This window comes from Lentzea sp. NPDC060358 (assembly GCF_042725365.1).
Lineage (GTDB): Bacteria > Actinomycetota > Actinomycetes > Mycobacteriales > Pseudonocardiaceae > Lentzea.
In genome coordinates this window covers 12,470-34,426 of the sequence record NZ_JBHXCW010000002.1, presented here as the reverse complement: position 1 = coordinate 34,426, position 21,957 = coordinate 12,470, and the positions used below count along the sequence as shown (strand labels likewise).

At 71.2% G+C, this 21,957-nt stretch carries 6 protein-coding genes; all 6 read right to left on the bottom strand.

Going from position 1 to position 21,957, the window contains the following annotated elements; genetic code table 11:
• Positions 1 to 609: AMP-binding protein (locus ACFWGZ_RS00715; RefSeq protein WP_382449330.1), on the bottom strand; the 609-nt coding region annotated here is incomplete at its 3' end.
• Complete coding sequence (locus ACFWGZ_RS00710; protein ID WP_382449329.1) at positions 606 to 4,013, bottom strand: amino acid adenylation domain-containing protein; 3,408 nt, start codon at positions 4,011 to 4,013, stop codon at positions 606 to 608. The genes ACFWGZ_RS00710 and ACFWGZ_RS00715, both read right to left, overlap by 4 nt.
• Positions 4,010 to 9,583, bottom strand: coding sequence for an SDR family NAD(P)-dependent oxidoreductase (locus ACFWGZ_RS00705; protein ID WP_382449328.1), 5,574 nt, complete (start codon positions 9,581 to 9,583; stop codon positions 4,010 to 4,012). Before ACFWGZ_RS00705 ends, ACFWGZ_RS00710 begins: the two co-directional genes overlap by 4 nt.
• Positions 9,580 to 12,771 (bottom strand): amino acid adenylation domain-containing protein, encoded by a 3,192-nt coding sequence (locus ACFWGZ_RS00700; RefSeq protein ID WP_382449327.1) that lies wholly within the window; start codon positions 12,769 to 12,771, stop codon positions 9,580 to 9,582. The genes ACFWGZ_RS00705 and ACFWGZ_RS00700 overlap by 4 nt, the downstream gene beginning before the upstream one ends.
• Positions 12,768 to 19,112: an amino acid adenylation domain-containing protein gene (locus tag ACFWGZ_RS00695; protein WP_382449326.1), complete on the bottom strand. Its 6,345-nt coding sequence runs from the start codon at positions 19,110 to 19,112 to the stop codon at positions 12,768 to 12,770. The genes ACFWGZ_RS00700 and ACFWGZ_RS00695 overlap by 4 nt, the downstream gene beginning before the upstream one ends.
• A gap of 211 nt (positions 19,113 to 19,323) precedes the next feature.
• Positions 19,324 to 21,624: a penicillin acylase family protein gene (locus ACFWGZ_RS00690; RefSeq protein ID WP_382449325.1), complete on the bottom strand. Its 2,301-nt coding sequence runs from the start codon at positions 21,622 to 21,624 to the stop codon at positions 19,324 to 19,326.
• Positions 21,625 to 21,957: the final 333 nt, after the last annotated feature.

Sequence of the window (21,957 nt, the reverse complement as noted above, 5' to 3'; positions counted from 1 at the left end):
GTCGCACGCGAACTGGATCGCGTGCTCGTTGGCGAGGATGTTGGCGTGGGTGACCAGCACCCCGCTCGGAGTCCGGGTAGAGCCCGAGGTGTACTGGAGGAAGGCGACGTCGTCCGGTGCGGCACCGGGGTCCGTCCACCCGCCGGCCGCGCTGTCCGGTACCTCCCGGACGTCGAGCCGGGGCAGCCCTGCCAGCGACTCCGCGGTGTTGGCCGGGTCGCACAGCACCAGCGCGGGGGTGGCGTCCGCACGGATGGCGGCGAGCCGTTCCGAACCGGCCCCGCCACGGCCCGAGTCACACGGCACCGCCATGGCACCCGCGTAGAGGCAGCCGAGAAAGGACTCGACGTACTCCATGCTCGACGGGTAGGCGATCAGCACTCGTTCGCCGCGGCTCCCCCTGGCCGTCAGCTCCGCAGCGATCGCCCTGGCACGCCGGTCGATGCCGCCGAAGTCATGACTTGCCGACTCGGTCACGCCGTCGGCGAGGAAGAGGTAGGCGGGACGTTCGGGGCTGCTTTCCGCGTGCCTCCTGGCGATGTCGACGATGGTGCCGGGGCGGTCGCCGGCGTGATCGCCCGCAGGACCGGCCCAGGTCTGCGTGCTCATGCGGAGTCCTTCCCAGGCGAAGTCGTGCTCTCGGCCAGCTCGAGCGCGTCCCGGACCAGGTCGCGGTAACTCACGACGCGGAGCCGGTCGACGGTCGCGGCCAGCGCCGCGATGTCCGGGGCCTGGTAGACGGTGCGCACCGGCAGGTCGATGCCGAACGCGGTGACCAGCTGGAAGTGGAACCGGGTGACCAGCAGAGAGTCACCGCCGAGGTCGAAGAAGTTGTCGTCGGCGCGGATGCCGGTGGCGTCGGCCAGACCAAGCACCTCGGCTGCGAGGTCGCCGATGATCCGCTCGGTACGCGACGCGGTCGGCCTGCCAGGTGACCGGTCCACCGGTGGCACCGGCAACGCATGGACGTCGACCTTCCCGTTCCTGTTCAGCGGGAGTTCGTCCACCACGACCGTGCGGGCAGGAACCAGGTGGCGTGGCAGCGTCGTGGACAGGAACGCCCGCATCACTGTGGTGGACAGGTCGGTCGTCGCAGCGTCGGGCCGGGCCACCAGGTAGGCGACCAGCTGCAGCCGGTCTCCGTCGCCGTGCGGGGCCACCAGGCAGTCGCGCACGCCGGGGTGGGTCAGCACGGCGGCCTCCACCTCGCCGGGCTCCACGCGGTACCCGCGCAGCGAGATCTGCTTGTCGCTCCGGCCCAGGTAGTCGAGGTCACCGGGCAGCACCCTGGCGAGGTCGCCGGAGTGGTACCTGCGGGCGCCCCGCAGCCGTGGTGCGGGCCGGAACCGGTCGGCTGTCAGGCCGGGCTTGCCGAGATAGCCCCGCGCCAGACCGGCCCCGCTCACGACCAGTTCGCCCTGTCCCCCGGCGGACTGCGGGTTCCCGTGCTCATCCACCACGTCGATCCGCTGGCCGGGGAACGCCCCACCCAGTGGGCTCGCGACGTGGCCGGTCACGTCGGCCGTGCTCAGGTGGCGCGCGGTCACGTGGATCGTGGTCTCGGTGATGCCGTACATGTTCACCAGCGCCGGTGGCCGTCCTTCGTAGCTGTCGAACCACGGCGCGAGCTTCGCGACCTCGCAGGACTCCCCGCCGAAGACGATCGCCTCCAAGGGCGTCTTGTGCCGCGGGGACCGCAGTGCGGTCAACATCAGGGCGCGGAAAGCTCCCGGTGTCTGGTTCAGCACGCTGACCTGCTGGGCGGTCAGGGTCTGCCACAGCTCGTCCGGGGCCCGGACCACCTCCGGCGGCATGACCACCAGGCGCGCCCCGTTGGTCAGCGCGCCCCAGATCTCCCAGGCGGACATGTCGAAGGCCGGGGAGTGGAGCAGTGCCCAGCTGTGTCCCGGCCCTGCCGACTGCGGTACGGCTTGCCGGCACCCGGACAGGACCGACACGATGCTGCGGTGACTGACCAGCACTCCCTTCGGGCCGCCGGTCGACCCCGACGTGAACACCACGTAGGCCAGGTTGTCCGGGTGCACGCGCGGCGTGACCGGACGAGCCGACCCGCCGCGGCGCATGTGGTCGAGGAACAGGAGCTCGAAGCGCGGGTCTGGGCTGTTCAGCACCCTCCGGTTCGTCATCACCAGTTTCACGCCCGCCTCCGCGGCGAGCTCGGCGCGCCGCAGCGGCGGATCGGCCGGGTCGAGCGACACGTACGCGGCTCCGGCCTTGAGGATCGCCAGCATGCTCACGACCAGATCGATCGACGGTTCGACGCACAGGCCGACCAGCATGTCCTCGCCCACGCCCCGGTCCGCCAGCGCGGCCGCGAGCGAGTTCGCTCGAGCGTCGAGCTGCCGGTAGCTGATCTGCGCGTGGTGATCGGAGATCGCGACCGCGTCCGGGCGTTCGGCGGCGACCCGTTCGAACTCGCGGTGCAGCAGCCCGGATCCGATCGGGACGTCATCGGGGGTGTCCCGCGCTACCGAGGAGTTCCAGCCGATCCGCGACAACGGCAGGTCCGGTGACGTCACCGCCGTCTCCAGCGCGACGACCGTCCTGGCGAGGACCTCGGCGGCCGTGGCGGGATGGATCCTCGACCGGTCGAACTCGAGCTCCAGCGCCAGGTCGAGGTCGCCGGTGTCGGGCGTCACCGTCAGGGTGAGGGGGAACTTGGCACCGACGGCCGGCGAGGGCAGCACGGTCGCAGTCAGCCCCGGAAGCGCGATCTGGGACGCCGGGGTCTTCTGGTAGGCGAGGACGGCCTGCACCAGAGGGGTGTCCTCGACGGATCGGTCGGGACGCAGCGCGTCAACGATCCGCTCGAACGGGACCTCCTGGTCATCCAGCCCCTGGCGGACGACTGCGGTCACTCGCTCGAGCAGGCCCGCGAAGTCGGGTGCGCAGGACACGTCGACGCGCAGTGGCAGAAGGTTGACGAAGCAGCCCGCCAGGTGGTCGAGCTCGGGCCGGACCCGTCCGGCGACGGGAGCGCCGACCACCAGGTCGCGCTGGCCCGCCAGGCTGCTCAACGCCAGCGCGTACGCGCTGAGCAGGACCGGGAACAGCGTTGTCTGCCGGCGGGCAGCCAGCCGCTGCAGCCGTCCGGTCAGCACCTCACCGAGTTGGGCGCGCACCGAGCCGGCGAGCAGGCCCGGTTCCGCGTTCGGCGAGCGGCCCAGCAGGTCCAGCCGGGCGGGCGCCCCGTCGAGCGCGGAGGTCCACCGGGCGAGCCGACCACCGAAGTCGGACGCGGTGGCCCGCTGTCGTTGCCAGGCGGCGAAGTCGCCGTACTGGACCGGGAGCGGCACCAGGGCCGGGCGGGTCCCGGTGGTGTGCGCGCGGTACAGCTCAACGAGGTCGGACAGCAGCACCCCGAGGGACCACCCGTCGCTCGCGATGTGGTGCCGCACGAGGATCAGGTCGTGGTCCTCGGGAGCACGGCGGACCAGCACGGCCCGCAGCACGGGCCCGATCTCGAGGTCGAACGGGCGAGCGGTCAGTGCGGCCGCGATGCGGCGGCTCTCCACCGCCGCTTCGGGGGCGGGGCGGTCGGAGAGATCCACCAGCTGCAGCCGCGGCACCGCGTCCGGGCGTACCTCCGCGGTCGGCCGGCCGTCCACGACCGGGTACCGGGTCCTCAGAACGGCATGCCTGTGCACCAGTCCGCGCAACGCCGTGCGCAGAGCCGGCAGCACGAGGGCACCGCTCAACCGCAGGTGCAACGGCAGGTGGTACGCACTGGAGCCGGTGTGGAAGCGGTGCGTCAGCCACAGCCGCTCCTGAGCGAAGGACAGCGGCGGCGTACCGGCAAACCTGGGGATCGCTCCTGTGACGCTCAACTCCCGCAAGATCTCGTGTTTGCGCTCCGCGATCTCCGAGCGCAGTTCGGTGGTGAGCACCGAGCGCGGAGCAGTACAGCGGAGGTCGTCACCGACGGCGGTCACGCCGACACCTCGCAGGCGCAGGTCCGCCAGGAACTCCGCGGCGGTCGAAGGGGTCTTCACAGGAGGATCTCCTCGTCATCGCTCGGTTTCTCGCCCCGGTGCCGGCCGGTGGCGTGCTCGATCACGGAAGCCTGAGCGGAGATCGTCGGTGCATCGAAGAGCTGCGCCATCGACAGGTCGACGCCGTAGCGCTCCCGGAGGAACGACAGCAGCCGGAGCGCGACGAGCGAGTCGCCACCGAGCTCGAAGAAGTCGTCGTCCGCGCCGATCGGGTCGTCGCCGAGCAGAGCCGCCCAGCAGTCGGTCACCCCGATCTCCACCGGTGTGAGGGGTTGCCGGTACTCGGTGGACAGCACGGCCCTGTCCCGCCGTGACGAGGAGATCCGGAGCCCGGCGACCGCAGCGCGGTGGTCGTCGGTGCTGAACGCCTCGTGCCGCGCTAGCAGGGCCGGGAGGTCCTGGGTGCAGACCAGCACCCGTGGCGACCGGGTGCTCGCGAGGATCCGGCCGAACAGCTCGATCCCTTCCGAACGGCTGATTCCGCCGAGGAGATCGGCGCCGGGTGCCACGAGCTCCGCCGTCGAGGCCACCACGTCGTAACGCCGGGACAGCTTCTCCTGGGCCGTGGCCCACATCCCGGCCTCCTTCCAGTCGGTCCAGCCGATCGAGACGGTCAGGCCGGGACGCCTGGCAGCGCGATGGGCGGCAAACGCGTCCAGGAAGTCGTTGCCCGCGACGTAGGCCACCTCGCCGAACTTCAGCTTGTGCAGCACGCTGCCGACCGACGAGCACAGGACGAAGAAGTCCAGCCGCCGGTCGGCGAGGACCTCGTCCAGCACGACCGGGCCGAGCACCTTCGAGCTCATCGCCTCGTCGGTGGCATGCCGGTCCCTCCGCTGGATCAGGCCCGCCGTGTCCGGCACACCCGCGGCGTGCACGACCCCGGTGATCGGGCCGAACCTGTTCTCCGCCTCGGCGACGACCTCTCGCATCCGGGCCTCGTCGGTCACGTCCGCCTGCCGGATCAGCAATCCGGCACCGCTCGCGGTGAGCGCGGCCACCCGTGTGGTGTCCTCCTCGTCCCCGGGGAACGGCGACCGCCGGGTCAGCACCAGCGCGCGTGCAGTGGGAGCCAGGAGTTCGGCGAGGCTCAGGCCGATCCCGCCGAGTCCGCCGCAGATCAGGTAGACGCCGCCGGGTCGCGGAGTGCGCGCCGGTTCGAGCGGCAACGGCCGGTAGTCCCGCTCGAACCGCTGCCGTCCCCGGTAGGCGACCTCGACGGGCGACGCCGGGGCGAGCAGTTCGGCCACGAGCCGGTCCGCCAGACCGGCGGACGCGGCATCGACGTCGACTGCGGTGGCGGACACACGGGGCAGTTCCCGGGGGATCACCTTGATCGCGGAGGCGACAGTCGCGTGCTCCGGGTGTTCGAGATCGTCCAGCACGGGTTGAGCCCGCCTGGTGACCGACAGCAGGCGGACCGGCTGGTGCCGCTTCTCGGCGCCGATGGCCTGTGCCAGGTGCAGCAGGCTGTGCAGCCCGGTGAGCTGACCGTCCTGAACCGTCGCGAGGTCGAGCGCGTGGGCGACTCCGGCGGTCTCGAACGGCCAGAGGTGCACGACCAGGTCGGGTGAGCGGTCCTGCGCGGACAGGTCGGCGAACAGTTCGTGGTACCTCGCCGGGTCGGTGCGCCAGGTGCCGTTCGACGGCGCGAACACCACCTCGACGCCCAGCGCGTCCAGCCTCGAAGCCACTTCCTGGCCGAGTGCCCCGTCCGACAGCAGCAGGCAGGTGGCCCCGTCCCGGCGGCTCGCGGCGGGGACGGGCGCGGCCTGCCGCCAGCCGGGCAGGTGAGCCCAGTCGCCGAGTTCGGTGCGCGGTGCCGGCTGTCCTTGGTGCGCGACGGCCGTCTCGGGGGCGGTGGCCAGGACCAGGGCGGCATCGGGCTGCCCGGCGGCCGCGGTGATCACCTTCGTGTCGGTGAAGCCCTGGCTCGCGAAGACCTCACGCCATCCGTCGGCGTCGAGCAGCGGACCCAGGTGGCGGTACCGGTCGGTGTAGTTCCACCACCCGGCCGTCAGGCCCCAGATCATGGAGAGCCAGCGGTCCTGTCGCACCGTCTCGACCAGGCCGAGCACCCCGCCGGGTGCCAGGAGCGAACGGAGGTGGCGGAGGCTGACGGCCACGTCCGGCGTGGCGTGGACGACGTCCAGCCCGCACACCAGGTCGTACCTGCCCGTGTATCCCTGTGCGGCCGGATCCGCGGCGATGTCGAGCAGTCCCGTGATGATGGGCACGCCACGTGCGGCGGCCTCCGCGGCCAGCCGGTTCACGAACAACGAGGAGACGTCGGTGGCGTGGTACTCCACGAGGTCCGGCCCGAGGCGCGTCGCCAGCTGCTGCGTGAGCGACCCCTCGCCCGCGCCGACCTCCAGCACCCTCACCGGCCTGTCCGTGCCGGCGGCGAGCCGTTCGAGCAGGCCGCCGAGCACCGTTCCCAGGGTTCCGGTCGACCGGTGTTCCACCGTCCGCTTGCCGAGTTCGCGGCGCAGCAGGGAGCCGTCCGCGTACGGGTAGAGCACCCCCACGGCCGTGCGGGTGTCCCGCAGTGCCTCCGGATAAGCCTTGGCGCACCGCATGACCATGTCGGCCAAGCCTGCGAACTCGCGGTGAAGACCCACCAGTTCGGTGTGCAGCTGAACCGAGTCCTGCCGTTCGGCCTGCCCGGTGAAGGTGAGCACCTCGCCTTCACGCTCCAGCACACCGTCCTCGGCCAGCACCGCGACCAGGAAGTCGCCGAACCGGGCGAGCTCGGGGGCCAGCCCGAGGGCGGCGCGCAGCTCGGCCATCTCCAGCCGGTCACCAGGAAGGCAGGAGATGCCCACTTCCCGCAGGTAGTCCGTCAGCAGTGCCCGGCACAGGGCGTCCAGCCTCGGCCGGAGTCCCGGATGGTCGTCGATGCCGGCGGGCGCGGCGCTCGCCACCACGGGTTCCGGCAGCAGGGCGGACAGTCGTCCCGGCGGGGTCTCGCCGTCGGCGTCGATCCAGTAACGCGCGCGCTGGAAGGGGTAGCCCGGCACCCGCGTGCGCAGTGGGCGCTGGGGGCGGTGGAACGCGGCCCAGTCCACGTCGCATCCCAGAGTCCAGAGGTCTCCCACCGCCCGCACCCAGTGCGCGGTCTCCCCGTCCTGGGACGGAGTCGTGTCCGGCGAGGGCAGGCAGCTGACGGCGGACGCGCTGCGCGAACCGAGCTTGCGCGCGGCCAGCCTGCCCAGCCCGGTGTCCGGACCGAGTTCGACGAGTGCTGCGGGCGCCGTCTCGGCGAGCTGGCCGAGCGCGGCGTCGAGGAGGACCGGCCGGCGCATCTGGGCGAGCCAGTAGCCGGGGCTGGTGACCTCGTCCGGATCGGCCCAGTCACCGGTGACGGTGGACAGGAACGGCAACCGCGGAACGTGGAACTCCACTTCGGACAGTGTGTGGCGGAACCGGTCGAGGACCTCGTCGACGGCGCCGGAGTGGAAGGCGTGCCGCATGGTCAGCGCCTTGGTCGGCACTCCCTCGTCCGCCAGCCGTGCGGCGAGCGCCTCCACCTCGCGCACCGCACCGGAGACGACACACCGGTCGGGGGCGTTGATCGCGGCCAGTTCCAGGCTGTCGCCGAGCAGCGGCCGCAGTTCGCCGGCGCCGAGCGGTACGGCCAGCATCCGGCCTTCCGGGAGCGCGGCCTGGACCTCGGCTCGGACGGCGATCAGGCGAAGCGCGGCAGGCAGCGAGAACACTCCGGCCACCGTGGCGGCGACGAACTCGCCCGCGCTGTGCCCGACCACGCCCACGGGCTCGACGCCCCACTCGATCAACGCCTGGGCCAGCGAGTAGCCCACCGCGAAGCCGGCGATCTGGTCCGCGGGCGACCCGTCCGGGGCGTCGAGCAGCGCATGCAGGTTCACCCCCTGCTCTGCCAGGAGCCGCGCGCACTCGTCGAGGTTCCGCCGGACCACGGGGTCCCCGTCGCGGAGACCGGTGGCCATGCCCGGATAACCGTTGCCCTGACCAGAGAACAGGAAAGCGGCCCGCGCGTTCTCCGTGACCAGCACCGGCGCCACGAGCGTACGTAGAGCCGATGCCGCCGCCTCACCGGAGGGGGCCACCACGACACGCCGGAAGCGGTGTGCGCGCTTGCCCGCGAGGGTCGCGGACACGTCGGCCAGTTCGAGCTCCGGCCGCTGGGACAACCACTCGGCCAGCTCGGTTCCCGCCTGCTCCAGCGCGACCGCCGACCGCGCCGACAACAGCAGGGGCTGGACGGGGCGCAGTTCGCCCCGCGCGGCGTGAACGACGGGTGGCTCCTCGATCACCGCGTGCGCGTTGGTGCCGCCGATGCCGAACGAGCTCACCCCGGCACGTCGGGGAGAGTCCGACACCGGCCACTTCTCCGTCGTCGCGCTCACGTAGAACGGCGAACCGGCGAAGTCGATGGCGGGATTGGGCTCCCGGTAGTGCAGGCTCGCGGGGAGCACGCCGTCGCGCACCGTGCCGACGGACTTGATCAGACCCGTGATGCCCGCCGCCGCGTCGAGATGACCGACGTTGGTCTTCACCGAGCCGAGCGCGCAGAAGCCGGTGTCGTCCGTGGTGGCGCGGAACGCGGCGGTCAGCGCCTCCACCTCGATCGGGTCACCGATCGCGGTTCCGGTGCCGTGCGCCTCCACGTAGCCGACGCTCGCGGCGGAGATCCCGGCGACGGACTGGGCCTCCACGATCACGTCGCGCTGTCCGCGCACACCGGGTGCGGTGTACCCGGCCTTGTGCCCTCCGTCGTTGTTCACCGCGGACCCGAGCAGCACAGCGTGCACCTGGTCGCCGTCGCGCAGCGCGTCCTGAAGCCGTTTGAGCAGGACGAGGCCCGCACCGCTGCCGCCGACCGTGCCCGAGGACGCCCGGTCGAACGCCGCACAGCGCCCGTCCGGCGAGTAGATGCCGTCCTCGGCGTACACGTACCCCTGGGCCTGCGGCACCTGGACGGAGACCCCGCCCGCCACGGCCAGGTCGCACTCGAAGGACTGGAGGCTGCGGGCCGCCAGGTGCACGGCGACGAGAGAAGAGGAGCACGCCGAACCGACGGCGACGCTGGGGCCGGTCAGTCCCAGCTTGTAAGAGATCGTGGTGGCGGCGGAGTCCTTGTCGTTGTGGATGAGCAGCGGGAAGCCGCCGAGATCCCGCAGCAGGCCCGCGTTGGGCAGCAGGTTCCGCACCAGGTACGAGCTGAGTGCCGCGGCGAGGAACACGCCGACCGGGCCGTCCAGCGCCGCCGGGTCGTACCCCGCGGCGTCGAACAGGGTCCACGCCTCCTCGAGGCAGATCCGGTGCTGGGGGTCCATCACCTCGGCTTCTCTGCGCGAGTAGTCGAAGAACTCGGCGTCGAACCCGGCGACGTCCCCCAGCGTCCCCTCGGCTCCGACGAAGCGCGGGCGGTGCCGTGGCGCGGGGTCGGGAAACCGGGCGATGCTCTCGGTCGCCGAGCAGATGTTGGTCCAGAACTGCTCGACCGTGCCCGCTCCGGGGAACCGGCCGCTCATCGAGATCACGGCGACCGCATCCGGCGCCGAGGACTCCGAAGTGGAACTGGTCATGTCCGGCACTCCCGTCCGTGTTGTGCCGCGTTCCTGCGACGTTGACCTCGAGCCAGCGCGTGGTCGACCGCGGTCACCCGCTTCGCGTCCGCTACCGGGCGGTCCAACAGCTCGATGTGGTCGGCGAGGCTCGCGATGTCGGGGAAGCGGAACAGGTCGATCAGCCGAAGTCCTTTGTGGACCGAATTCGTCAGTGCGTGGTGCAGCCTGAGCAGGCCCAGGGAGTTCCCGCCGAGGTCGAAGAACCCGTCGTGGACACCGACCCGCTCGACGCCCAGCACCCGCCGCCACTCCCTGGCGATGGCCTGCTGCAGCGCGTTCTCGGGTGCGCGACCCGCCGGACGTTCGCGGAACGTGGTGGCGGCGCGGTCGGCTAGTGCACCGCGGTCGACCTTGCCGTTGCCGTTGAGCGGAAGGTCGGCCAGGACCACCAGCTCCGAGGGGACCATCATCGGCGGCAGCGCGGATCGCAGTGCCGCGAGCACGTCCTCCGCCCGCAGCTGTTCTCCCGGTTCCGCGCTGGCGAACGCGACCAGCCGGCGGTCGGCCGACGTGTCCCCCACCGGCAGGACGACCACGTCGCGGATCGGCGCCACGGTCCGGAGCACCTGCTCGACCTCGCCGAGCTCGATGCGCACCCCGCGCAGCTTGATCTGCGTGTCGCGGCGGCCGACGAAGTCCAGCTGGCCGTCGGCACGCTGCCGGACGAGGTCACCGGTCCGGTAGACCCGGCTGCCGGGCTCCCCGAACGGATCGGGGACGAACGCCGCGGCCGTCCTGAGCGGGAGGCCGCAGTAGCCGCGGGCGAGCGCGGGCCCGCCGACGAGCAGCTCCCCGGTGACCAGTGGGGGCGTCGGACGCCCCTCGCCGTCCGCGACCCAGGCGCGCGCCGTGCCGATCGGTGACCCGATGGCCGGTGGGCGGCCGTCGTGCGCGACCACCGCTGCCGTCGCATAAGTGGTCGCTTCCGAAGGACCGTAGAGATTGCGCACCACGGTGGGCACCGGCCGGCGCTGGAGCCGGTCGGCGAGCTCCCGCGGCAGGGGCTCACCGGCCAGGTTCACCGCGTTGACGGACTCCGGCACGCCGTCGACGTCCAGCAGGGCCGCCACCGCGGAGGGCACGGAGTTCAGCAGGATCGCTCCCGCTGCCGCGGGCGTCTCGGGGACGTGGAGCGCGTCCTCGGCCAGCACGATGGTGCCGCCGTGGGCGAGCGGCGCGAACAGTTCGAAGAAAGCGAGGTCGAAGCCGACCGACGTGGTGGCGAGGACGCTGTGCAACCCGTGTGCGCCGAACTCGGTTCCCGCCCAGCGGAGGAAGGCCGCCGCGCTGCGGTGCTCGATCGCGACGCCCTTCGGCTGCCCGGTGGACCCGGAGGTGTACAGCACGTACGCCAGCGCCCTGGGCGACACGCGCACGCGCCGCGACCGGCCCGGCCCGGCCACCGGGATCACCGGCGGCAGCGGCACCTCCTCACCGCCGCGCCGGCGGACGAGCTCCTCGTCGCCGAGCAGGAGACGGGAACCCGTCTCGGCGAGCATCAGACCGACTCGCCGCGCGGGTTGCTCCACGCCGACGGGCAGGTAGGCGGCACCCGCCTTCAGCACGCCGAGCAGGGCGGCGAGCAGTGCCGGGGTCCTGGGGAGCCAGACACCGACCACGTCGTCGGGGCCGCAGCCCCTGGCGCGCAGGTCGGCGGCGATCCCGTCCGACCAGGCGTCCAGTTGCCGGTAGGTCACCTGGCTGCGGCCGTGCACCACCGCCACCGAGTCGGGGTGTTTCGCGGTGGCGGCCGCGACGAGCTCGTGGATCAACTCGCCCGCACCGGCGTCGACAGACGCGGGCGCGCGCAGGGCTTCCAGCTGCCGCGCGGTGGTCAGCGCCAGCCGGTGCACGGACCGCTCCTGGTCGGCCACTGCGGCGCTGAGCAACGCTCTGAACTGGCGGCACCGGCTGACGAGTTCCGGTTCCGAGCAGCGCGTGCCGTCGGCCTCGAAGATCAGGTCGATGCCATCGGCGGTGTCCGCCGCGGTGACGGTGAGGTCGTACTTCGCCGCCGCGGCGGGCACGTCCACCAGCCGGGCCGTGAGTTCCGGCAGGTGTGGTGGCTCCGGAGGCTGCTGGTAGGCGAACAGCACCTGGAAGAGCGGGGTGGTGTCGAGGTCCCGGTGCACGCCTAGTTCGTCGACGATCCGCTCGAACGGCAGCCACCGGTGTTCGAGCGCGTCGAGCATCGTGTTCCTGGTCCGGCGCAAGACCTCGCGGAAGTCCGGCTCACCGTGCAGCCGCAGGCGCAGGGGCAGCATGTTGATCAGCGGGCCGACCGCGTTGCGCGACAGCTCGTTCTCGCGCAACGCGACCGGAGAGCCCACGACGACGTCCCGCTGCCCGCTGTAGCGGCCGACCCAGCAGCCGAGCACTGCCAGCAGGGCCATGAACCTCGTGACGCCCGCGCTCCTGCACAGCCGGTTCAGCTCGCCGATCTCCTCACGCCCCAGCCGCTCCACGTGCCGGACCGGCTTCGACCGGACGGCCTGGATCCCGCCGAACGGTGTGCTGCGCGGCGGCGCTCCGGCGAGCTCGGCCCGCCAGAACGCCAGGGAACCGGTGTCCTGTTCCGCCGGCTCCCGCAGGCCGTCGGCACCGTGCCGGCAGCCGGGTCCCGGTGCCGGGAGGACGGCCGGCTCGCCCGTGACGGCAGCCTCGTACAGCGCCTGGAGCTCGTCGCGCACCACCTGGGCCGAGCCTCCGTCGAACACCAGGTGGTGCACCACCAGCACGAGCAGGTGCCGGTGAGCCGCGAGCCTCAGGAGCAGCCAGGCGACGGGTGGCCCGGCGGCCGGCGAGAAGGGGCGGGCCGCCGTTTCCTCCAGCAGCCTGCGCGCCTCCCGCTCGCTTCCCGCACCCGACAGGTCGACCAGCCGCACACCGGGCGCCGCCGGCGTTACCCGCTGGCGCGGGCCCTCGCCGTCGTCGGCGAAGACCGTGCGCAACATCTCGTGCCTGCGGCCGATCCGGCTGACCGCGTGGCGCAGGGCGACCGGGTTGAGCGGTCCCGTGAACTCGATCGTGGTGCAGATCGTGTAGGCCGGGTTGCTCTCGTCGAGCTGCTGGAGGAACCACAACCGCTGCTGGGCCGCGGTGAGCGGTGCCGGAGGTTCGAGCCTGGTGGCCGTCGCTCCGCTCATTCGTGACCGCCCCCCGCGGCTACCGGGGAACGGACCCCGTCCACCTCGAGCGCGAACTCGGCGATGGTCGGGGCGTCCAGCAGCTTGCGCACCGACAGCGAGGTCCCGAACAGCTTGTTGGTCGCGGCGACGACCTGCATCGCGCGCAGCGACTCCCCGCCGACGTCCAGGAAGTGGTGGTGCACTCCGACCCGGTCGAGCTTGAGCACCGTGGACCAGATGTCGGTCAGCAGCTGCTCGGTCTCCGTCCTCGGATCGGTGTGCGGCAGCTCGGCGGCCGGCTCGGGCAGCCGGGCGCGGTCGACCTTCCCCGTGCTGGTCAGCGGGACGGCGTCGAGGACCACGCAGGCGCTCGGCACCATGTACCGCGGGAGGCGGTCACGCACGTACTGCTGCAGCTCCGCCTGCGCGGGCCGCTCGCCGTCCTCGGGAACCACGTAGGCGACGAGCTGCTTCTCCCCGTCGCCACCGCGGGCGATCACGATCGAGCGCTGCAGCGCGGGGTGGGTGTCCAGCACGGACTCGATCTCCGCCGGTTCCACCCGGAAGCCGCGGATCTTGACCTGGTGGTCGATGCGGCCCAGGAACTCGACGTCACCGCTGGGCTGGAAGCGGCCGAGGTCGCCGGTCGCGTACCTCCGGGCACCGGGCTCCTCGCTGTGCGGGTCCGGCTGGAACACCGCGGCGGTGTCCGCCGGGCGGCCCAGGTAGCCGCGTGCCACACCGGCTCCGCCGATGTGCAGCTCGCCCGCGACCGACACCGGGGTCGGTCGGCCGTGCTGGTCCTGCACCCGGACCCGGGTGTTCGCGATCGGCCGCCCGATCGGCAGCTGCGGCTGGTGCGCGTCGGGAACACCGGTCCACACCGTGCTCCACACCGTGGCCTCGGTAGGCCCGTACTCGTTGGAGAGCAGGCTTCCCGGCGCCTTCTCCCGGCACGCCTCGTGCAGTGCCACCGGTGCCGCTTCGCCCGCGGTGATCACCCGCACCAGCGATGCGAGCTCCCCCGGCTTGGCCTGGTCCAGCAGCGGGCCGAGCAGGGAGGGGATCCCGAGGATGTGGGTGGCCCGCGACCGGACGATCGCGCCGACCGTGCTCACCGGGTCGAGCTGCGTGCCCTCCGCCGGCAGGATCAGGGTCCCGCCGGTCGTCAGCGTCCAGAAGATCCCGGCGACCGAGCTGTCGAACGCGAAGGACGACAACAGCAGGAAGCGCTCGGGGAGCTCCGGGTAGGCGATGGACCTGGCCTGGATCGAGGCCAGCACGTTGCGGTGCTCGACCACGACCCCCTTCGGTTCGCCGGTCGAACCCGACGTGTAGATGACGTAGGCGGCGCTGTCGGTACGGGCTCCCGAGACCGGGCGGGGCTCCGCCTCCACCTCCGCCACGGGGTCGAGGTCCGGTACGAACAGTTCGGTTCCCGCCGGTGCCCGTGACTCGAGGCGGCGTTCCGCGAGCACGACCGTCGCGCCGCTGTTCGCCAGCAGCGCCGCGGTGCGTTCGTCGGGCTGGGCCGGGTCGAGCGGCAGGTAGGCGGCGCCGGCCTTGAGCACGCCGAGCAGCAACGCGATCTGTTCGGGTGAGCGTTCGGCGAAGACGCCGACCACGTCGTCGCACCCGACTCCGCGCCGGCGCAGTCCTCGCGCGATGCGGTCCGCCCACTGGTCGAGTGACCGGTAGGTGACCGAAGTGCCGTCCGCCTCCACCGCGACCTGGTGCGGGGTCGCCGCGGCCTGCGCGGTGAACGCCTCGTGCAGGAGCAGGTCCGGCACCGGGGCGACCTCGCCGCGGTCGAACCCGGCGAGCAGTGCGCGGTCCCGGTCCGGCAGCTGGTCCAGCGCGTCGAACCGGGCGGTGGGGTCGGCCGCGATCGCTTCCATGACCAGCACGTAGCTGTCGCGGACGCTCTCCATCACCTCGGCGGAGAACTGGAGGCTGTCGTACTCGATGCGGACTTCCAGCTCACCGGTCTCCCGGTGCAGCCGGAAGATCCCGCAGAACGGGAAGGTCGACTCGCCGTACAGCTCGTTCTCCACGTGCGCGACGCCGCGTTCGGTCCACCGGTCCAGAACGCTGAACACGTGGTAGTTGGTGAAGAAGAACAGCGTCTCGGCGAGTGGCTCGTTGCCCTGGTGCCGTTTCAGCTCGGCCATCGGGAGCCGGCGGAAGGGCATGGACACCTGCTCGGACTTGAGCGTGTCCTCGATGAGCTTCCGCCAGCTGCCGCCGGCCATCCGGACCCGCAGCGCCAGGCTGTTGACGAACAGCCCGATCGCGGTGCTGCCGTCGACCACCTCGGGCCTGCCGTTGGTCACCGTGTACGTCAGCGTGTCGATGTTGCCGCCGTACGCGGACATCACCGCGAGGTGGGCCGCCAGCAGGACGCTCTTCAGCGGCACCGCGAGACCCGTGGCGACCTGTTTCAGACCGTCGGACAGCTCGCGTCCCACGGGAACCACGATGCGGACGATCTCCCGGTCGCCCTTGTCCGCCTTCGGGCCCGCGTCGGTCCTGGGCAGCCGCATGAGCGTCGCGTCGGCCAGGTAGTCGTCCCAGAACTCGTAGTTCTCCTTCTTTCCCAACGCCTCCAGCTCTAGTGCGACGGCGTCCCGCATCCCGGACGTCGGCGGCTTGATCGAGATGGGCTCGTCGTAGACCAGCGAGAAGTAGTGGCTGAACAGCTCGGTGATCATCAACGCCTCGCTCCAGCCGTCGACGATCTCGTGGTGGAACCCGTACGTGAACTGGAAGTCGCCATCGCCGCGCAGGTGCACCATGAAGCGGATCAGCGGGTGGTCGTGAAGCTCGAAACCGACCGTCCTCTCCCGGTCGACCCACGCGGTGACCCGGTCCTCCTGCTCCGGTTCCGGCATCGCGCGGAGATCCTCGAACAGGAGCGGGGTCTCGAACTCGCCGTGCACCAGCTGCAGGGGCCGGGAGTAGGTGGTCATGTCGAACGAGGTGCGCAGCATCGGATGGCGCTCGACCAGCTGCCGCACCACGGTGCGCATCACGTCCAGGTCGAACGGCGCGCGCAGGCGGACCGACGCGATCGCGTGGTACACGGCCGACTTCGCGGCGAAGTCGCGGTGGAAGATCATGCCCTCCTGCAACAGGCTCAGCGGGAAGGCGTCGGCCACCTCCTCGGGCAGTCGTTCCCGGTCCTCCTGCGAGATGAGCGCGAACGGCGCGGTGGTCGGCGGGGAGGCCTCCGGCTTCCTGTGGTCCAGCGCGGCCGCGCAGTCGGCGATGACGGGGTTCTCGTGGAGTGCGGCGACCGTGATGTCCAGTCCGCTCGCCTGCGCCCGGCTGGCCACCATCACGCTGCGGATGGAGTCACCGCCGAGCAGGAAGTAGTTGTCGGCCACGCCGACCCGGTCCACGCCGAGCACCGTGGCGACCGCGCTGGCGAGGATCTCCTCGGTCTCCGTCCGCGGGGCGACGTACTCGGCCGCTCGCCTGCTCTCCTTGGCGGGCTTGGGCAGAGCGGACCGGTCGAGCTTGCCGTTGGCCGTCACGGGCAGCGCGTCGAGCAGCACCACCGCCGCCGGAACCATCGGTTCGGGCAGTCGTTCACGGCAGTACCGGACGAGTGCCGCCGGGGACAGCGCGGGTTCGCCGACGTTCTGCTTACCGGGCACCACGTAGCCCACCAGCCGCAGTTCGCCCGCGAGCGGAGAGGACCCGCCGGGGTCGTCGTCGTGGCGAGCGACGACCACCACCTGACCGACACCGGGATGGGCGCGCAGCAGCTCCTCGATCTCCCGTGGCTCGACGCGCACGCCGCGGATCTTGACCTGCTCGTCGAGGCGGCCCAGGTACTCGAGGGTCCCGTCGGCGCGACGACGGCCGAGGTCGCCGGTGCGGTAGAGCCGTGCGCCCGGAGAGCCGAAGGAGTCGGGGACGAAGCGCTGATCGGTGAGTTCCGGCTGGCCGAGGTACCCGTGGGTCACGCCGGTACCGCCGAGGACGATCTCGCCGACCGCTCCGTCCGGCACCACCTGGTTGCGCGGGTCCAACAGGTGCACCCGCGTGTTGGCGACAGGTGCGCCGATCGGCGCCATGCCGTGCCGCGGCGCCGCCGCGTCCAGCCAGTGGGCGATGCTGCCCACCACGGTCTCGGTGGGCCCGTACTCGTTGACCACCACCGATCCGGCATCGAGGAACGGGGCAGCGCTCTGCGCGCGCAGTGCCTCACCGCCCACCACGACGGTGCGTACGCTGCCGGAGATCTCCTCAGCGGTGACGAGCTGGCCGACGATGTCGAGATGGGTCGGCGTCAGCTTGACCAAGCTGAGGTCCCGGCGGGTGCGCAACGTTCCGGCCAGCCCGGTGACGCCCGCGCTCTCCGGCAAGAGCACGACTCGCTGCCCGGCGATCAACGGGCCGAACAGACCGGTCAGCGTGAGGTCGAAGCTGATCGACGTGTGCACCAGCGCGCCGGTGCCCTGGTCGATCTGGTAGGCGGCGGCCGCCCAGGAGAGGTAGTTCACCAGACTCCGGTGCGACACGACCACACCGTTGGGCCGGCCGGTGGTGCCCGAGGTGTAGAGCACGTAGGCGGTGTCGTCGTCAGCGACCGAGACCCCGATCGGGGCGGTCGACTGCCCGGCGAGCTCGGCAGGGGTTCCTTCCAGTGCGAGCGCGGGCAGGGTCGGCTGGTCGAGGCCGGCCAGCACCTTGCCGGACGCCAGGACCATCTTCGGCTCCGTCTGCGCGATCGTCAGTGCCAGCCTCGCCGACGGGTAACCGACGTCGACGGGGACGAACGCAGCGCCCGCCTTGAGAACGGCGAGCATCGCCACCAGCAGTTCGGGTGAACGCCCGAGTGACACCACCACCCTGTCGCCGCGTGCGACCCCGCGCTGCCACAGGTAGGAGGCGAGCTGGTTGGCCCTGCCGTCGAGCTCGGCGTAGGTGAGCTCCTCGCCGTCGAACTCGACGGCGACCCGGTCCGGTCCCAGCTCGGCCTGGCGCTCGAACAGTTCGTGCACCGCCAGGTCCGGCACCTCGGTCGCCGGACCCGCCGATGCGCCGAGCACGGACTCGCGCTGCTCCTGCGACATCAGGTCGAACGCGCCGATCGGCGTCGTGCCGTCCGCCAGAGCCGCGCCGAGCACCGTCACGAACGCCTCACCCACCGCCCGCGCCGTGGCCTCGTCGACCAGCGCGGCGTCGTACCGCAGCGTGGCATCAAGTGCTTCACCCGAACGCACGCACGTGAGCGAGAACGCGCCCGGATCGGCCTGTTCCACGCCGATGACCGTCCACTTCGGACTCTGCCCGTCCGCCGGGGAACCTGCGACGCGGAAGTCGAACCGCGGCAACACCTTCCCGGCCGCCGTTTCGGCCATCAGTTCCGGGTCCAGGTGACCGATGCGTTGCTCGGCCCAGCCGAACCACTCGGCCGTGTCCCTGGCGACCGACAGGAAGGTCTGCTCCGCAGTCAGATCGCCGTGCAGCGGCGCCTCACGTTCGTAGGCTCCGACCGCGTGCTCGAGTCCGGGGAAGCCACGGCCGGGCAGGGTCATCAGGAGCAGACCACCCCGCTCCCCTCCCACCCGCCACACCGCGGCGCGGAACACCGCCGCCAGCACTGCTTCGGCATCGACCTCGTGCTGAGCGGCGAACTCGTCGAGCGCGCGACCACAGGAGACAGGGGCAACGCGGTACGTCCGGAGCTGAACCGCGTCGTCCCCGGCGGTGGCCCGCGGCAGCGCACCACCGCCGTCAGCGGCCAGGAGGCCGGCCCACACGGCGCGATCGGCAGCACCTTCCTGAGCGGTGAGCAGTTCGTTGTGCCACGAGGAGAAATCCGCGTACTGAACAAGATCCGCAGAGGTCACGTCTTCGCCGCGGCAGACCGCGGCGATCTCGGCCGCGACCAGTTGCAGTGAACTGAGGTCGGCGTTGAGCGGGTCCGCGGTGAGGACGAGTGTCGCCTGGTCGCCGCTGGACTCGATCAGCAACGCCCGGAAGCCCTGGCCGAGAGCGGCGCTGACCGACTCCCGCTCCAGCGCGGCCAGCTCGGACAGGTCAGGACCGGGTTCGCCGGACTCCGGCACCTCGACGGCGCGCAGGGAGAAGGTAGAGCGTTCGCAGATTGTCTGCGTGGGCGCTCGCCTGCCGGCGTGGAACACGAGGCCGGTGCGCAGCGACTCGTGGTGGCGCACCACCTCGCGCAGCGCGGCATCGAGTCGGCCGCGTTCAGGAGCACCTTCGAGAAGAACGGTCAGCTGCACCGCGCGGACAACGTTGTCCAGCCCGTCAACGGCTCGCTGCGACCACAGCGCACGCTGCCGGGGCGAGACGGCGAACTCGGGGGCTTCCTGCTCTACCACCAGCAACCTCCGCTAGGCATGTACGGCACGAGTGTTCGGGCAGCCCCACCCGCCTGCCGGAAGCTGCCGCCTCCGAAAAGAGTGATGAGTCCGCTTGCACTTTCTCCGAGACGCGGAGCACAAGAAGAGAAAACCCTTCATCCGCGCTAATAAATGCTCAAGCCAACTTCGACACTCTTCACAGAAACATGACGCGACGAAAAGGCGTGATCTAGGCACCGCGAACAGTGGTCGTCCGCAGTTGAGGATCAGTCAGTATCTCGGCCTGGGTGTACAGACAATTCCGAACCTTGCCCTGCGCGAACAAGACCTGCTGGTCCGCGAAATTCGGTGACGCCGGATCATCGGACTGGGAGAACGTGAGTAGACCCTTCGCACGCGGACCACTCCCGGTGAACTGCACTGCGAGCAGCATGCTCGTACCGGTGTTTACCGGATATCCATCGGCGGACAGCACGCGATCCCCTGGAACAACCGGTTCCAGCGTGGTCGCGGGCATCGGGCTGTACTCGACGACGTCGAGGGCACCGAGGGCGTCGGGTGCACCCGGCACGGGGAAGTCACGACCTCCCTTGACGCTGTGCTGCACCATGCCCAGCGGGACGTCCAACGGGAAGCCCGCCGCTTCCAGCGTCCGCGCGGCACCGTCGAGCGCTGGCCCCAGCACTGCCGGATCGGGCCGAGGAGAGCCTGGGGTGTGCACCGGTTCGTCCGGGTCGAACGCGGACGAGAACAACGGGCCTGCGGCGTCCAGTGCGTCTGGGTGCAGGGCTAGCACCTTCGACATCACCTCGCGCCACAGCACGGCACCCCGGCTGTCCACCCGGAACCGCCCGTCCCAGTCGTCCAGCACCGCGCATGCCTTGACCGCGTCGACCCAGCCGGCTTCGGCGGATCCCGCGTGCAGATCGCATAGCCGGCGCACCGGCTCCAGAAGCGACAGCGCGCTCAGACTCTCGTCGGACAGGACCGCGGACGTCAGTCCGTCGAGGGTGAACCGCTGAGACCACCCGGGATCCTCGAGCCGCAAGGCGTTGAGCCTGGCACGCGCGGAGAGGACGGAGCGCTGCCTGCCCAGCTGCGGAGGGAAATTCTCGATCGGCTGCCGCGGGTTCGCGATCCACGGACTGTTGTTCGCGTTGAAGACGTAGTCCTCGCGAGTGAGCTGTGGCCACCGCGACGCCGGCAGCAGGCCGGGCGCGGGAGCACCAGGTTCCTCTCGCCAGCCGTGGCGCGGGTCGCTGCCGTCCAAGAGCCCGATCGGGCTCGCCAGCCAGGCCGCGGTCGCCTCGGGGGTCAGGTTCGGGGTGCTCGCCGCGTCGCCGAACCAGGTCGTGCCCGCACTGTCCGCCGCCAGCGTGTTCAACCACGGCGTGCCAAACCTGGCATTCTGCGCGGCCACCTCGGCGACGCTGCCGGACCTGGCCATGGCCAGCCAGAAGTCGAGCAGCCGGAAATTTCCGGCGTTCGCGTCCCGGAACTCGATCGCACTCGTCAGGGTCCAGCCGAAGCTCGGATCGATCGACGACAGGTCCACGACCGGCCCGTGCTCACCGAACCACGTCGTCCTGATCACCTCGCCCAGCCGGCCGTCAGCGCCTTTCACCGGCACGGTGACCGTCTTGGCCCGCATGCGCAGGACGCGGTCGCCGATGTAGTAGCTGGTGGGCTGTCCGGGCACCAACCGGTACCGCGCGAACGTGAACCTGGGTCCCTGGGCGACCGTGTGGGTCCACGCCACCTTCTGGTTGAACCCGATCTGCACCCCGGGCAGGCCGCCGACCGCGGCGCCGTAGACGTCGAGCACCCCGGGAACCGTCAGGTGGCTCTCCCAGAGCTTCAACTCTCCCTGCCACGGGAAGTGCGGGTTGGCCAGCAGCGCTCCGCCGCCGCTCGCGGAGCGCTGACCGCCGATGGCCCAGCCGTTGCTCCCGAGCGCCGCGGTGGTGTTCCGGTCGGCGAACAGCGAACGGACCGCGTCAGCCACGGACGTGGCCGGAACCCGCAGATCCGCCTTCACCCCGGCGCCCGCCGGCTGCGCCATGGCGATCGACGGAAGCACCACCCTCCCGCTCGAGACCAGGGCGAGATCTTGTTGATAGGCCAGGAGGTCGACCGGCGACACCGGTCCAACCCAGGGCTGTCCCGCGCACCAGCCGCGGACACCTCGTGGCCCGACGCCGGCGAGGTACTGGTTGAACCCGGCGGCGTAGCCCTCGATCATGGACCGGGAATCGCGGGTGAGCGTCGGCAGCGCCTGCCTCGCCATCTCCACCAGGCCGATCGCCCGGTAGCCGACGTCGGAGGCCAGGTACTGGTCTCCCGGACCGGCTCCCAGCCACCGCGAGCGCTCGCCCCGGACCTTGACGACCTGGTCCGCCAGGTCGCACAACCGGTCTTCGGCATAAGCCCAGCCCTGCCCGAACGCCACGCTTCCGAGATCGGCCGCCAGAACGTGCGGGATCCCGTAGCTCGTCCGCCGGATCTCGGCGCGATAACCGTGTCCGACCAACTCCGACCGACGGTCGCCGACGGTTGTCCCGCCCGCCTCGGCAAAGGCCGGTGAGAAATCCGGTGACAACAACACCGAGATGGTCAAAGCCACAATCGTGACAACGGCCGGCATTCGATGTCGCGGTCCGCCGCTCACCATAACGTGCGATTTCCAAGGACGTTACACACAGGACATTCCTCCGCACAACCACGTCAAATCGGAATCGACTTGATCTGTCTGCAACACGAAGCTATGCCAACGAAGTACTCTGCGGAAGAAGGCACTTCCGAAACAGGTACTAACACGCGGGTTACCGACTTCGAGCTGCGATCATTCGCACCGTCGCCGAAT